15 protein-coding genes are annotated in these 12,845 nt (G+C 64.6%); 8 read left to right on the top strand and 7 right to left on the bottom strand.

Annotated features, from left to right (window positions below):
- Nucleotides 1-55: 55 nt before the first annotated feature.
- Both ACIP90_RS10090 and ACIP90_RS10085 read right to left on the bottom strand, forming a co-directional pair.
- The gene (locus ACIP90_RS10090; protein ID WP_400579073.1) at nucleotides 56-1,648 is read right to left on the bottom strand and encodes a phytase; all 1,593 of its coding nucleotides are present in this window, start codon (nucleotides 1,646-1,648) and stop codon (nucleotides 56-58) included.
- A 314-nt stretch (nucleotides 1,649-1,962) separates the two neighbouring features.
- Nucleotides 1,963-2,664, bottom strand: a complete 702-nt coding sequence (locus tag ACIP90_RS10085; protein WP_400579071.1) for a TetR/AcrR family transcriptional regulator — start codon at nucleotides 2,662-2,664, stop codon at nucleotides 1,963-1,965.
- Between the two features lie 101 nt (nucleotides 2,665-2,765).
- Between ACIP90_RS10085 and ACIP90_RS10080 the strand changes: the two genes are divergently transcribed.
- Nucleotides 2,766-3,800 carry an NAD(P)-dependent alcohol dehydrogenase gene (locus ACIP90_RS10080; protein ID WP_400579069.1) on the top strand — a complete coding sequence of 345 codons (1,035 nt, stop codon included), beginning with the start codon at nucleotides 2,766-2,768 and terminating at the stop codon, nucleotides 3,798-3,800.
- A gap of 51 nt (nucleotides 3,801-3,851) precedes the next feature.
- On the opposite strand, the gene ACIP90_RS10075 is transcribed toward ACIP90_RS10080, so the two are convergent.
- The gene (locus ACIP90_RS10075) at nucleotides 3,852-4,079 is read right to left on the bottom strand and encodes a hypothetical protein (protein ID WP_400579068.1); all 228 of its coding nucleotides are present in this window, start codon (nucleotides 4,077-4,079) and stop codon (nucleotides 3,852-3,854) included.
- A gap of 311 nt (nucleotides 4,080-4,390) precedes the next feature.
- Between ACIP90_RS10075 and ACIP90_RS10070 the strand changes: the two genes are divergently transcribed.
- Both ACIP90_RS10070 and ACIP90_RS10065 read left to right on the top strand, forming a co-directional pair.
- Nucleotides 4,391-4,804, top strand: a complete 414-nt coding sequence (locus ACIP90_RS10070) for an SRPBCC family protein (RefSeq protein ID WP_400579066.1) — start codon at nucleotides 4,391-4,393, stop codon at nucleotides 4,802-4,804.
- Nucleotides 4,805-4,960: 156 nt separating this feature from the next.
- Entirely contained in the window at nucleotides 4,961-5,287 is a 327-nt protein-coding gene (locus tag ACIP90_RS10065) for a hypothetical protein (protein ID WP_400579377.1), read from the top strand.
- A gap of 3 nt (nucleotides 5,288-5,290) precedes the next feature.
- On the opposite strand, the gene ACIP90_RS10060 is transcribed toward ACIP90_RS10065, so the two are convergent.
- Both ACIP90_RS10060 and ACIP90_RS10055 read right to left on the bottom strand, forming a co-directional pair.
- Nucleotides 5,291-5,983, bottom strand: a complete 693-nt coding sequence (locus tag ACIP90_RS10060; protein WP_400579065.1) for a potassium channel family protein — start codon at nucleotides 5,981-5,983, stop codon at nucleotides 5,291-5,293.
- Nucleotides 5,976-7,349 carry a TrkH family potassium uptake protein gene (locus ACIP90_RS10055; protein WP_400579376.1) on the bottom strand — a complete coding sequence of 458 codons (1,374 nt, stop codon included), beginning with the start codon at nucleotides 7,347-7,349 and terminating at the stop codon, nucleotides 5,976-5,978. Before ACIP90_RS10055 ends, ACIP90_RS10060 begins: the two co-directional genes overlap by 8 nt.
- Nucleotides 7,350-7,839: 490 nt before the next feature.
- On the opposite strand from ACIP90_RS10055, the gene ACIP90_RS10050 reads away from it, so the two are divergent.
- The 4 genes from ACIP90_RS10050 (at nucleotide 7,840) to ACIP90_RS10035 (ending at nucleotide 10,539) form a co-directional block, all read left to right on the top strand.
- Nucleotides 7,840-8,037 (top strand): helix-turn-helix transcriptional regulator, encoded by a 198-nt coding sequence (locus tag ACIP90_RS10050; protein ID WP_400579063.1) that lies wholly within the window; start codon nucleotides 7,840-7,842, stop codon nucleotides 8,035-8,037.
- Nucleotides 8,037-9,233, top strand: a complete 1,197-nt coding sequence (locus ACIP90_RS10045; protein WP_400579061.1) for a type II toxin-antitoxin system HipA family toxin — start codon at nucleotides 8,037-8,039, stop codon at nucleotides 9,231-9,233. Before ACIP90_RS10050 ends, ACIP90_RS10045 begins: the two co-directional genes overlap by 1 nt.
- 121 nt (nucleotides 9,234-9,354) lie before the next feature.
- On the top strand, nucleotides 9,355-9,780 hold the full coding sequence (locus tag ACIP90_RS10040; protein ID WP_400579059.1) for a hypothetical protein: 426 nt from the start codon (nucleotides 9,355-9,357) through the stop codon (nucleotides 9,778-9,780).
- Between the two features lie 81 nt (nucleotides 9,781-9,861).
- Entirely contained in the window at nucleotides 9,862-10,539 is a 678-nt protein-coding gene (locus ACIP90_RS10035) for a DUF6766 family protein (RefSeq protein ID WP_400579058.1), read from the top strand.
- A gap of 13 nt (nucleotides 10,540-10,552) precedes the next feature.
- Here the strand turns inward: ACIP90_RS10035 and ACIP90_RS10030 are convergent, their stop codons facing one another.
- Both ACIP90_RS10030 and ACIP90_RS10025 read right to left on the bottom strand, forming a co-directional pair.
- A complete protein-coding gene (locus tag ACIP90_RS10030; protein ID WP_400579057.1) occupies nucleotides 10,553-10,981 on the bottom strand; it encodes a hypothetical protein in 429 nt (142 codons plus the stop codon).
- 2 nt (nucleotides 10,982-10,983) lie between these two features.
- Nucleotides 10,984-11,241 carry a hypothetical protein gene (locus tag ACIP90_RS10025; RefSeq protein WP_400579056.1) on the bottom strand — a complete coding sequence of 86 codons (258 nt, stop codon included), beginning with the start codon at nucleotides 11,239-11,241 and terminating at the stop codon, nucleotides 10,984-10,986.
- A gap of 263 nt (nucleotides 11,242-11,504) precedes the next feature.
- Here ACIP90_RS10025 and ACIP90_RS10020 point away from each other — a divergent pair, with 263 nt between their 5' ends.
- Complete coding sequence (locus tag ACIP90_RS10020) at nucleotides 11,505-12,719, top strand: MFS transporter (RefSeq protein WP_400579054.1); 1,215 nt, start codon at nucleotides 11,505-11,507, stop codon at nucleotides 12,717-12,719.
- Nucleotides 12,720-12,845: the final 126 nt, after the last annotated feature.

Below are 12,845 nucleotides of genomic sequence, written 5' to 3'. Positions count from 1 at the left end.
GGTCAGCCTACGCCGGCGGCCGCCGAGAGGTAATGCCTGCGGACCTTCGTCGACGTCATCCAAGAACTGCGCTCAGCGGTACATACTTCAGGTTGGAGGTAGTGCCGCCGGTGTTGGTTTCGTCGTGGACCACGAGGAGGCCCTGTTCGAACTGCGGTCCCGCATTGTGGATGGTGACATCAATCCCGTCAGTTCCGGTCACGGCGTCAATTGTCCCGTTGGAACCGACCCTGAACTTCTTGATGAACGGGTTGCTACCGGCCCGCTCATAGACCGCTATCGTTGAATCCCCTTGGCTGGAGACGAACAGCTTTCCGGAACCGTTCGCGCCATAGGCGATACTCATCCCCTCGATGTCGGCCCGAAGGCGGCCGGCCGCTACTGTGTCGACTGACACCCTGGTGGCACCGGCGCCCGGTTCGGCCCCGTACTTCCAGATTGCTACGTCCTCCTGGCCCACGTAGAGGTGGCCGAGTTCATCGTCAGCGACACAGCTTTCCGTGATGCTGCTCATGGACAGCGTTCTGACCAGCACGGCGTCGACCCTGCCCGCGCCGTTGTCGACCAATTCAAACTGCTGGATCGAGCCCGCCCCGTTGGGTGTCACGAAGGCATAAAACTTACCGCTGATCCTGCTGTGGTACAGGCAGGATCCCACGTTGGGAGCGAACGTTGCAATGCTGCGCGCGGCGACCGGTGCAAGGGTTCTGCTCGTCGTATCCAACGAATACAGGACGAGAGTATTGTTCGTCCTGTTATTGGCCCCGACCAGTACTATCGATTGCCCTGCCAGGGGGAAACTGGTCCTCACGTCGACGTTGCCGATCATCCCGTCGCCGCGGAACTGGATTAGCTTGCCGTCCATGCCGAACACTCCGATGCCGCCGCCAGAGGTCGCCTTCTTATCGGCGATCACCACGCTGTTGGCCGGGTTTGCTTGGTCGACCCAAATGGCAGAGTCATCTGAAATATCGCCCGACCCTGAAAAGCCAACGGTCTCAACCACTGGTAGCACCGTGGAAATGGCTGGTGGCGGTGGCGGTGGTGGTGGTGTCACGGTGGGGGTGGGGGTTGGCGTCGTTGTTGAGTCGTAGGTAATGACGAGTTGGGGGCGTTGCGTGGTCTCGCGGGAAGCCAGGCTGCCCTGCACCCCGGCAGTCGTGTTGAGTCCGAAGCTAACGCTGCCGGACGTTGTGACGGCACTCGTTGGCAAGGTTGCACTTGCGTATTGGCTCGAGCGCAGTACTCCCGTCCGGGCAAGTTCGGCCGTTTGCCAGGCAGGCTGGTTGGCGGAAGTCACGGTCGTTTCCTCCCAGGCGTTGCTGGCGGGGTGCACGATCAGGCTCCCGTTTACCGAGGTTCTCGAATAGATCCTGAGGCTCGCATTGGTAATGCTGCTATCCGCTGGCAGCGAAACATCGAACCTGAGCAATACCCGGTAGGTGTTCTGTGAAACCGCCAAGGACGTCGCGCGGCCGAAATTGCTGTTGGGCGAGGCGGTGGAAACATAGGTGTCCGCCACCGCCGTGAGGGTGACTGTGGTGGGGGCGGCGACGGCCGTTTTGGGCACGCCACTGAGCAAAGCGAAAGCGCCTATTGTTGCCAAGGCAAGCAAGGACGCCAGGAAAAGGCGGAAATGACTAAGCATGACGCATTCCTGAAAGGGGGCCTCTATATGGTGAAGACCCGCGTTGAGGGTGAATCGGCCGTCCCAGCCATAGCCGTCTCGGAGGCGACGATCATACGTTGAGCGATCTGTGCAGCAGCGCGTCGAACGACGCCAGTTGAATTCTGAGAATAAATATCGAATAGGCACTCACAATTGAGGCCTAATAGTCGAATTATCTGAGCGCAAAGTGCCACTGTCAACCACTTAAAACTGAACTTGCAGGTACGCCCTAATGGCACCGAAATGCACTGAAGTGCACGCACTGATCAGGGTCAGATGGGCGGCGGCTGGAACTAAGCACCTGGGTCAGGCGCCCCGGAGCCGGGCACCTCGAGCAGGCGGCCGAGGCCGTCCAGGATGAGGTTCAGTCCGAAGCCGAACTCGTCTCCGAAGTCGTAGCCCGGCTTGAGGACGTGCTCGGTGGCGATCTCCACCATGTGCGGGTACTGGCCGGAGGAGAACATCTCGACGATCGGCGCTGTGACCTCGGCGGCGGTGTCCCGGCCTTGGAACGGCAGGGCGGCTTCCTGCAGCGCGAATCCGTAGATGTAGCTGTCCAGCAGAGCGTAGGCGTGGGCTGTCATCTGTACGGAGAACCCGGCGGCGCGCAGGGTTGCAAGGGTGGCCTCATGGTGGCGCAGCGTTGCAGGTCCGGGGGACGACCTCGATTCCAGCAGGCCCACCGCCCACGGGTGGCGCCCTAGCGCCGCCCGCACGTCATGCCCCCGGCGCTGCATCTCATCCCGCCAGTCGCGCTCCGGTGACGGAGGGGCGATTTCGCTGAAGACCAGGTCCACGATGCCGTCCAGGATCTCATCCTTGTTGGCAACGTAGTGGTACAGCGACATGGCCTTCGTTCCCATGCTCTCGGCCAGCGAACGGATGGTCAGCGCCGCAATGCCCGACTCGTCCGCCAGATCCACAGCGCACTGCAGCACTCTTTCGCGGCTGAGGGCAACGCGTTTCGGCGGACGGTCCTGCGCTGGCGTCGACATTTATCCTCCCTGCCTCTAGCTCTTTCGTACACTGTACGCTAACGTTTGTCGTACAGCGTACGAAAAGTTCCTTTGCACACCTACCCGAAAAGGAAACGGTCATGGATTCTGACGGCCAGCGCGTCAGCGAGGCCCCACTGGCAGAGGATGTCTCTTTCGATGGGACTTCTATGCGTGCCATCGTGCAGGATGCCTACGGCCCGGCCAGCGTCCTGCGGCTGGCGAGCATCCCGAAGCCCACGCCTAGGGCCAACGAAGTGCTCGTCCGGGTCCACGCCGCCGGACTGGACCGCGGCATCTGGCACCTGATGACGGGAAAGCCGTACCTCCTCCGTCTCTTCTTCGGTCTCCGCCGGCCCAGGAACCCGGTTCCCGGACTGGATCTGGCAGGGACCGTCTCCGCCGTCGGATCGGCAGTTACCCGTTTCCGCCCCGGCGATGAAGTGTTTGGCTTCGCCCGTGGCTCGTTCGCCCAGTACGCCGTGGCTCGCGAGGACAAGCTCGCCCACAAACCCGGACGCCTCTCCTTCGAACAGGCCGCGGTGGTGGCGGTGTCAGCGAGTACCGCCCTGCAGGGGCTTTGTGCCGGCGGGATCAAGGCCGGGCAGAAGGTGCTGATCCTGGGTGCTTCCGGCGGCGTGGGCAGCTACGCGGTGCAACTGGCCAAGGCCTCGGGGCTGGAGGTCACGGGGGTGTGCAGTACGTCGAAGAAGGATCTGGTGCGTGACCTCGGCGCCGACCATGTCATCGACTACACCCGGGAGGACTTCGCGGACGGCAGCCGGCAGTACGACGTCATCCTGGATCTCGCCGGAAATCCCTCCCTGGCGCGCCTGCGCCGCGCACTCACGCCGTCGGGCACGGCCGTCATCGCGGGAGGGGAGGAGGGCGGCCCGCTGACCGGCGGCCTGGACCGGCAGCTCCGGGCGCTGGCGCTGTCCCCGTTCATCAGCCAGAGGCTGACCATGCTCACGGCCCGCGAGGGCCACGAGGACCTTGAGCACCTTGCCGGCCTGTTCGAGGCCGGATCCCTGGCCCCGGCCATCGACCGGACCTACCCGCTTGACCAGGTTCCGGACGCCATGCGCTATTTCGACGCCGGCAAGGTCCGCGGGAAGATCGTCGTCACCGTCTGAGCCCCGCGGGGTTGTCACGCCCCGCGGGCTCAGTGGCGCGGTCTCGGTCGGTCAGTTCTCCGTTTGTTCGCGCCGTTCGTGTGTCTGCCCGTACGGGACATCGCGGCTGACCGCGACCGTGTAGCTTGTGTAGCCATGCTGCGTGACCAGGATGCCGTGGCGGCGTTCCTCCATGGCGTGTTCGCGGGCGATCTCGACGGCGGTGTTCAGGTCATTTTCGACGGTGTCCGGGTCGTGGGCGGTGATTTCCAGGACGAGGTCCGAGTGGCGCTTAATCATCGTGGTCTCTTTCTCAACGGGATGTGACGGGCTCTCAGCGCGCACAGGCTTCCGGGTCCGGGAATACCGGGGAGGCGGAAGCGGTGATTCGAGAGGGGGTGCCCGGCATCTTCTGATGGGGCGGTGCCGGCCGTGGTTTCCGGCGGGCTGGATCGGCGGAAGCATCTTCCTGCGGATCTGTAGTCAGTGTGGAGCATCGTTGGCTCGGGCGCAAGACGAAGTCGGAAATAGTCTGACATGACATGTGAAGTTCACCCAGGCGCCTCCAACCCAGCCGCCCGGCGTCAACTGCGCGCCCTACTCTGTCGGCTATGAAATTCTTTGAGGCAGAGGCAACGATCTACGCCCGGTCCTCCACTGTGTGGGACATCATCACCGATGACGGCAACTACACCGTTTGGGACTCCGGGATCACGCGCATCGAAGGCCAGGTGCGCAACGGCGGCACCATCAGAATCAGGACCCGGACCGGCGGAAACCGAACCTTCCGCCTGCGTGTCCAACAGATCCCCGGAGAGCTGATGACCTGGACCGGCGGCATGCCCCTGGGCCTCTTCAACGGCGTCCGGACGTTCACACTTTCCCCTCACGGAGGGAAGACTCACATGCGTGTGACGGAGGAATTCAGCGGCCCGCTGCTGGACCTGATGTGGAGGCCGGCCATGGGACAGGACTGCACCGGATACATCAACGCCGTCAAGGAACGTGCCGAACTAATCGGCTGACCCGCCCGCCGGCTGCCATCGGAGCACGCGGTGCGGTTTTCCGTGGGAACAGGAAACAGAGCTGACACGTCGGAAACACCATCCTGAAACGCTGCAGAAAACTCCATGGTGCAGGGTGGCCTTGTTGAAGCAGTTTCGTGAAAGGGGGGCCCGGTGATGGGTGAGGATGGGGATCTTCAGGTACGTTCGGTGGCGGAGCTTGCGGCAGGGGACGAAATCGAGGCCTGGCACCGCGGGCGCCTCGCCCACCGGGGAAGGGTGAGCAGGACGTTGGAGGACATCGACTTGTTCTGGATCATCGATGCCCGGACCGGTGCCCGGAGGCTGCTGGACCTTGAGCAGCTCAGCGTTCGGCGGGTTCCGGCCGGAAGGCCCACCGCCGTCGTCGGGAGTCCCGGTGCTCCCGCCGCCCAGCAGGAGCCGGCGGTGCCCAAGCCGGGCCCCGGCGCGTGGCGGCAGGTGGCGTTCGTCGAGGCCGGGTGACCGTCAGGGGAGGTTGCTGAAGAATTCGGCCTGGGTCTTGCTGCCCTGGACGATGATCTGGTCCTCCTCGTATAGGACGGTCTGGGCGGTGGTGTGTCCCCACGTGCCGCCCGGGCGCTTGACCGCCACAATCGTGATGCCGTACTTGTCCCGCATGCCCAGCACACCGAGGGGGCGGTCCTGCGCTTCCGACGGCGGGCTGGTGCGGATCATCACGAAGTCGTCCTCGAACTCCACGTAGTCGAGCAGGGTGCCGCGGACCAGGTGGGCCACGCGCTTGCCCATATCGTGCTCCGGGCGGATCACGTGGTTAACGCCGAGCTGCTCCAGGATCTCGGCATGGGGATCGCTGATGGCCTTCGCCCAGATCTGCGGTTTGCGGAACGTGAGGAGGCGCGACGTGGTCAGGATGCTCGCCTCGATGTCGCTGCCGATGCCCACCACGGCCCGGTCGAACTCGTGCACGGAGAGCTGGCGCAGCACCTCCTCCTTGGTCGAGTCCGCCCGGACCACGTGGGTCAGGCGCCCGTTGTAGGACTGCACGATTTCCTCGTTCGCGTCGATGCCGAGCACCTCGGTGCCCTGCGCCTCCAGTTCCAGCGCCAGGGCGCCGCCGAAGCGGCCCAGGCCGATGACGACGACGGAGCCCGCCACCGCAGGCCGGTCCCCGCTGCGGGAGAACATGTTCTTAGCCAATGAGGGGCCTTTCCTTCGGGTAGTCATACAGGACCGGGCGCTCCCGCAGTGCCAGAGCTGCGCCCAGGGTTGCCGGGCCGAGGCGCCCGACGAACATCAGCAGCACCAGGACCAGCTGCCCTGCCGGCGGCAAAGCCGCCGTGATCCCGGTGGAGAGTCCCGCCGTCGCGAAGGCCGAGACCACCTCCAACAGGATCCGTTCCTGGCCGAAGTCCGTGATGAGCATCAGGAAAACGGTGGAGCCGACCACCAGTGCGATGGACAGCAGCACCACGGTGATCGCCTGGCGCTGCACCGCGCGGGGCAGCTGCTTGCCGAAGATATTCACACTCGTTCCGCCCCGCAGCTCCGTGACCAGAATGAAGAACAGCACGCCGAACGTGGTGATTTTCAGGCCGCCTGCCGTGCCCGCGGGTCCGCCGCCGATAAACATCAGGATGTCCATGCCGAGCCACGACACAGGATGCATCTGCCCGATGTCGATGCTGTTGAAGCCGGCCGTGCGGGCGATGACCGACTGGAAGAAACCGGCCAGCACCCGTTCACCCGGCCTGAGTCCACCCAGCGTGGCCGGGTTGGACCACTCGACGGCGGTCAGGAAGCCGGCGCCGCCGACCAGGAGTGCGGCGGTGCCCACCAGGACCAGCTTCGTGTTCATGCTCCAGTGGATTGGCCGGCGGTATTGCCGGTGCAGTTCGAACAGCACCGGAAAGCCGAGCCCGCCAATGATCGCGGCGGCGGCAATCGGCAGGCAGATCCAGGGGTCCCCCGCGAATCCCATCAGGCTGTCCGAGTGCAGGGCGAACCCGGCGTTGTTGAAGGCGGACACCGAGTGGAAGATGCCATGCCACAGGGCGCGGCCGGGGGAGTACCCGTAGCCGTCAACGTACCGCGCCGCCAGCAGCCCGGCAAGGATCACTTCCACGGCGAGGCTGATGGCAAGGACACCCAGGATGACCTGGCGGACCGCACCGAGGCCGGTCGCCTGCGATTCGGCGGCAGACGCGAGGCGGGAACGGAGCCCCAGTCTGCGGGCCAGGAGCACACCCAGCAGGGTGCCGAAGGACATGACCCCGAACCCGCCAATCTGAATCAGGGCCAGGATCACCACCTTCCCGAAGCCGCTCCAGTACACGGGGGTGTCAACGGTGACCAGCCCCGTCACGCACACCGACGACGTCGACGTGAACAGGGCATCCATGAAGGGCGCGGACCCGGGGCCGTTCCGGGAGACGGGCAGCATCAGCAGCACCGTCCCCACGGCAATCGCGGCGGCGAACCCGAGGACGATCACCTGCGCCGGGTGCTGCGGGGCGAAGACGTTGAGGATGCGTGGGAACACTTTTGAGCTCTTCCCCAGGCCCATGCGGCCGACAACTCCGCGGGAGTTCCGCCCGCCCCCACCGGCAGCGGAGGCGGCGGGCCGGGCTTTGCGGCCGGGAACGTCCTGCATACGCGTCACGCTATCACTGGTGAATCCCGACACCCCCGCACTTTTCGCCACCATTTTTCCTAACCCTCCCTCGCCGCCTGCAGGTTCTTCCCCGACGCTCCCTCAGTTCCTGCCGGTTCTTCCCGGCCGCTCCCTCACTTCTGGGGGCCCCAATTTGGGCGGCGCGGTGTGAGGGGGGTTGGGCTTCGGGGGCGTGACACCTTCTACGCTGATGCCGCTGGTCACTCGCAGGAGGGGGCCGCTGCAAAAGCCGGACCGGCGATATATTGCCGATGGTGTCCTCCGGGCACGTCGCAACAGGCGAAATCCGGTGAACCGGCAGAATATTGCCTAAAGCCCTCCTTTCGGGGATCCTTGGTTGGGGTTAGGCCAGTAACGGCAGGATATTGCCGGAAGGAGATCCGTGGACGATTTCACCTCAATAGGTGCCGACATCCGGAGCGCCCGAAAGGATGCAGGCCTTTCCCAAGAGGATCTGGCCCATCTGGCGGGGACGTCCCAGCGGACTGTCAGGGCGATTGAAACCGGCACCGGCAATCCGTCACTGAGAGCGGTCGTCGCGGCAGCGAACGTCCTGGGACTGCATGTGGCGGTCCGCTGATGGCCGCTGACCTGCAGGACCTCAAGTTCATCAAGGCCGCGGACGTGTACAAGGACGGCATCCTGGCCGGGAGCCTGACGCGCACCGAGAGGGGAGGGGTGGCCTTTCAGTACTTCCCGGAGTACCTGGCAGGGGGCAACGCTGCGGTGGCATTTTCCCTGCCCTTGTCCAAGACCGCCGTCGAGACCCCTGCCGGTGCGGTGCCCGCCTTTTTCGCGGGGCTGCTCCCTGAAGGCCACCGGCTGACCGTGCTGAAGAACGCGGCCAAGACGAGCTTCAGCGATGAGATGACCCTGCTCCTGGCGGTCGGCTCGGACGTGCCCGGCGACGTCCAGGTGGTTCCCGCAGGCGAGGTTCCGGAAGACACCCCGGCGCTGGCGGACCCCTCGCAGCCCGGTGAGCTGGATTTTTCGGCTTTGGCCAACGCCGTCGACCAGCACAGCCTGCCTGGTGTGCAGACGAAGGCCAGCGCCTCGATGATGACCACGCCGCTGACAATGCGGGGACGCAGGTACTTACTGAAGCTCGATCCGCCGGAGCATCCACATTTGGTGGAGAACGAAGCCGTCCACCTGGCCGCGGCAAAGGCGCTGAAGATTCCGGTGGCAGTCAGCTCGGTCATTGCCGACAGGAACGGACTGCCCGGCCTGCTCGTGGAGCGATTCGATCGGGCCCAGGCCCCGGACGGCGCCTGGCTGCGCCTGCCGCTGGAAGACGGGACCCAGGTTCTTGGCCTGCCGCCGGCCTCCAAGTATGCGATCAATTCGGAGGAGGTGGTCCTGGCCCTGGCCGAACACTGCAGGGCGCCCCTCGTAGCCGTGCGCAACCTCTATCTGCAATTCCTCTTCGCCTGGCTGACCGGCAACGGGGACCTTCATGCGAAAAACGTTGCCGTTCTGGGCAGCCGCACCAAGGGCTTTTCAGCCGCCCCGATCTACGACGTTCCATGCACGCTTTTGTACGGGGACGACACGATGGCGCTGCCCCTCGCGGGTAAGACCAAGAACCTCAGGGCACGGCACTGGGCCGAATTTGCGGACAGCATCGGCCTGCCAGCCCGCGCTGCCTCGTCAGCCAAGGCAATCGCCCTGGCGGCAGCCGCCGGCGTTGATCTCGAAACCCTCCCGTTCAGCGGTTCTGTCGTGCGCGGCAGCCAACGTGAGCTGCGGTTCCGAAGAGCCGAACTGGACGGTTAGGGCCGCGCGATGTGAGGGAGGGTTGGGCTTTGGGCGGCGGGATGCGAGGGAGGGTGTTGCAGGGATGTACTGGTCGCTTCGGATGTAGGCTAAGGGCAGTTTTCGTAAGGGGGCTTAGCGCATGCGCTTGAGAATGGCCGGAACGGCCGGCACGCTGCCGGCGGCAGCGCTGGCATCCATGGTCCTTGTAATCGCGGGATGTTCGGGTTCCAATGCGGGGGCCGATGGTGCCGCCCAGGTCGCCGTGGAATTCCACAAGATGGTGTCCTCCGGGGATCCTTCGGCTGGCTGCGGCCTCCTCGCTCCGGCCGTTGTGGAGAAGCTCGAGAATGGCTCTGCCGGTACCTGCGGCGAGAAGCTGTCTGCCCTGAATTTGCCGCCCGCAACCCGGGCAACCGAGGCCAAAGCCTATGGTTCAAGCGCCCAGGTTCTCCTCGATGAAGACACCGTGTTCCTGACCAGATCCGGGGACAGTTGGAAGATCACGGCAGCCGGATGCACTTCCCGCGGTGAACGTCCCTACGACTGTGATGTGGAGGGTGGCTGACATGCGCTGGGCTTTCTGGATTTGTCTGGGCGTCATCGCTGTCGGACTGGCCTACCTGTTCCTCATCGGGGTGATGGGCCGATGAAGCACAACCCGTGGCTCACGAACGGCCTGAGCATAACGTTCGCGGTGCTGTTTCTTGGCTCCCTGACGGGGCAGGCGTTCAGCGGGCTCGCCTATTTCAATGAACAGCAAATGGCAGCGAACCTGGACGGCATCAGCTTCTGGCAATACGTGACGTCGTCGAGCTTTGCGGTGGACGTGGCCGAAAACTGGCAGTCCGAGTACCTTCAGTTCCTGCTCTTCATCGTCCTGACCGTGTGGCTGGTCCAGAAGGGCTCGCCTGAGTCCAAAGCCATCGAAAAACGCGGCCATGGGTCGGAGAAGGACCAGCTGATCGGACAGTACGCCAAGCCCGAATCCCCGAAATGGGCCAAGGCCGGCGGCATGAAGACTTGGATTTTCGCGAATTCGCTGGGGCTGGTCATGGGGACAGTCTTCATCCTGTCCTGGCTGGTCCAGTCCGTCACGGGCTTCAGCGCTTTTGCCGAGGAGCAGATCTCCAACCTGCAGGACCCCGGCAGCTGGGGAGAATATGTGGTATCCCCTGAATTCTGGAACCGCACCCTGCAGAACTGGCAGTCGGAGTTCCTCGCTGTGTGGTCCATGGTCATCCTGAGCGTCTACCTGCGCCAGCGAGGCTCGCCGGAATCCAAACCCGTAGGTGAAGCGCACGACGCAACAGGAGCCAGCAACTAAGACTTGGCTGAAGCTATTCCGGAAGCTCCATCTGAAAGCCGCAGGCGCACCTTATTACGCGGGTGGACAGGTACACGTCCAATGCCCCGCCGTCCTGGCGGCTGGTGCTCACGGGCTCGTGAAGCCGGCGGAGTTCGTGCCCCGCCTTTTCCATGGGCCGTCCACAGTGGATGTAGTGTCCGCCGAACAGCAAGACGTCGGACACGTTCCCCTGCCGGTTCAGGACGAATGCCACGTGGGCGACGTCGGCAACGTGGGCGTGGTGCCGTCCGCAGGCGGTGCAGGTGTAGGACACGTCCACGAGTGCATCCTCCGCCCCTTTGTGGGCTTCAATGGCCCTGATAACCAGATGAGTGTCGTTCCGGCAGGCTATGCACCGCAGCGGCTTTCCGCCCGGGAAGTGCGCGCCGTCGGGAACGTACGCGTTTGAACTGATGGACATGATCAGACCAGGGCCGGATAGCTGGACAGGATGTAGTCTGCGGCAGCCGGCCCCTTCATCTGGAGGCGGGTGTTGCCCAGATCGATGCCGCACCGTCGCATGGCCGCCCAGAAGGACATGTCCGGCTGTGGAACATGGCCGTTAAGCAGGCACCAGCTGGTGTAAAGACCGTAGAGACAGTCGCGTCCCAAGGGGCAGTCTGTCTCTGGGTCAAAGGAAGTGGCTTGGTCAAGAAACTGCTCGAAGTGCGAGGTGGCCATCGTAGGCTCTTTCCGCCTTTGTGCATTATGTGCCGCCATGGGGCTACAGCAGCTACGCTAACCGGCCCTGCACAATAACCGGAAAGGGTTCGGCCCGGATCAAACGGCTCCGGTTCCTCTCTTGAATGTACGTACTTCCGGCCCTGCTGTCCAGAGATTTGATTCGCCAAGGAAACTCAGTATGCGCCGGGCAGGTGTGATGTCGGCCTACTTTCGGGCGGTATGCGCCGGATTGCGGCGGCCCGCTGCCTAGGATGAACGGGATGACTCCGCCAGGCAGCCCGCAGCCCTTCAACTTCCGCAGCATTGCTGTTCCCGCCTTCGGGCCCGCGCTCCTGTTCTCCGTGGGGGAGGGTGCGGTCCTGCCCGTCGTGGCGCTGTCCGCCCGGGAGTTGGGCGCCTCCGTGGCCGTTGCCGCCTTGATTGTCACACTGATCGGGCTGGGCTCGTGGTTCTTCAACCTGCCCGCCTCGATGATCACCCTGAAGTTTGGTGAGCGCTGGTCCATCGTGGGGGCGGCGGCCGTCGGGGCACTGGCGCTGCTGGCCGCAGGGCTGTCCTCGGTGATTCCCGACGGACTCTGGCTGCTCGCCGTGGCGATGGCCGTCGTCGGAATGGCCGCCAGTGTCTTCAGCCTCGCCCGCCAGAAGTACCTCACCGAAGCCGTGCCGGTGGAATTCCGGGCCCGGGCGCTGTCCACGCTGGGCGGCACGAACCGGATCGGCATCTTCCTTGGACCCTTCATCGGCGCCGGTGTAATGCAGTTCGCCGGCATCAGCGGGGCGTACTGGGTGGGTGTGGCGGGAATGACGGCTGCGGCCGTGATTGCGCTGGCCATCCCGGACCTTGAGGTCCCAGGCGGCACGTCCGGTTCCGCCGGCCCGGCCGCGACGCTGCGCGGTGTGGCCGTCTCGCACGCCGGAGTGTTCCTGGCGGCCGGCGCCGGAATCCTGCTGCTGTCCGCCCTGCGCGCCTCCCGGCAGGTGGTGATCCCGCTCTGGGCGGACCATGTGGGCCTCGACGCCTCACACGCCTCCCTGCTGTACGGGCTGTCGGGGGCGATCGACATGCTGGTGTTCTACCCGGCCGGGAAGGTCATGGACCGGCGGGGCCGGCTGTGGGTCGCCCTGCCCTCCACGCTGATCATGGGCACTGCGATGCTGCTGATTCCGCTGACGGGCGGATTTACCGGGTTGCTGCTCGCCTCGCTGCTGATCGGCTTCGGCAACGGCATCAGTTCAGGGCTGGTGATGACGCTGGGCGCCGACTTCTCTCCCGACAACGGCCGCGGGCACTTCCTGGGCCTGTGGCGGTTCATCGCCGACGCCGGATCAACCGGTGGCCCCGTACTGCTCTCCGCCGTGACGGCCGTGGCCTCCCTCGGCGCGGGCGTGACGGCCACCGGCATGCTGGGGTTCGCGGCGGCAGCCGTGTTCGCCGTCGTTCTTCCCAGGCTGAAGCACCGCCGGAACTACTGAGCTACCCAGCTACCTGTCCTGAATATGACGCGGGGCCGGAATCGCCATTTGAACCGTGAAGTTAGGTTAGCCTACACTCAGACTGGCCGTTTTCGGCCGATCAGTTTCGTCTGCCAGCTTCCGCAG

It is taken from the genome of Arthrobacter sp. NPDC093139, assembly GCF_044754165.1.
Classification (GTDB): domain Bacteria; phylum Actinomycetota; class Actinomycetes; order Actinomycetales; family Micrococcaceae; genus Arthrobacter.
The sequence above is the reverse complement of the archived record's forward strand: the minus strand, read 5'-3'. Positions and strand labels throughout refer to the sequence as shown.

Bases quoted from the DNA above. Each gene is read 5' to 3' on its own strand.
- ACIP90_RS10080 (WP_400579069.1), top strand. From the start codon at position 2,766: ATGGATTCTGACGGCCAGCGCGTCAGCGAGGCCCCACTGGCAGAGGAT.
- ACIP90_RS10085 (WP_400579071.1), bottom strand. From the start codon at position 2,664: ATGTCGACGCCAGCGCAGGACCGTCCGCCGAAACGCGTTGCCCTCAGC.
- ACIP90_RS10020 (WP_400579054.1), top strand. From the start codon at position 11,505: ATGACTCCGCCAGGCAGCCCGCAGCCCTTCAACTTCCGCAGCATTGCT.
- ACIP90_RS10090 (WP_400579073.1), bottom strand. From the start codon at position 1,648: ATGCTTAGTCATTTCCGCCTTTTCCTGGCGTCCTTGCTTGCCTTGGCA.
- ACIP90_RS10030 (WP_400579057.1), bottom strand. From the start codon at position 10,981: ATGTCCATCAGTTCAAACGCGTACGTTCCCGACGGCGCGCACTTCCCG.
- ACIP90_RS10025 (WP_400579056.1), bottom strand. From the start codon at position 11,241: ATGGCCACCTCGCACTTCGAGCAGTTTCTTGACCAAGCCACTTCCTTT.
- ACIP90_RS10065 (WP_400579377.1), top strand. From the start codon at position 4,961: ATGGGTGAGGATGGGGATCTTCAGGTACGTTCGGTGGCGGAGCTTGCG.
- ACIP90_RS10035 (WP_400579058.1), top strand. From the start codon at position 9,862: ATGAAGCACAACCCGTGGCTCACGAACGGCCTGAGCATAACGTTCGCG.
- ACIP90_RS10045 (WP_400579061.1), top strand. From the start codon at position 8,037: ATGGCCGCTGACCTGCAGGACCTCAAGTTCATCAAGGCCGCGGACGTG.
- ACIP90_RS10040 (WP_400579059.1), top strand. From the start codon at position 9,355: ATGCGCTTGAGAATGGCCGGAACGGCCGGCACGCTGCCGGCGGCAGCG.
- ACIP90_RS10075 (WP_400579068.1), bottom strand. From the start codon at position 4,079: ATGATTAAGCGCCACTCGGACCTCGTCCTGGAAATCACCGCCCACGAC.
- ACIP90_RS10070 (WP_400579066.1), top strand. From the start codon at position 4,391: ATGAAATTCTTTGAGGCAGAGGCAACGATCTACGCCCGGTCCTCCACT.
- ACIP90_RS10055 (WP_400579376.1), bottom strand. From the start codon at position 7,349: ATGGGCCTGGGGAAGAGCTCAAAAGTGTTCCCACGCATCCTCAACGTC.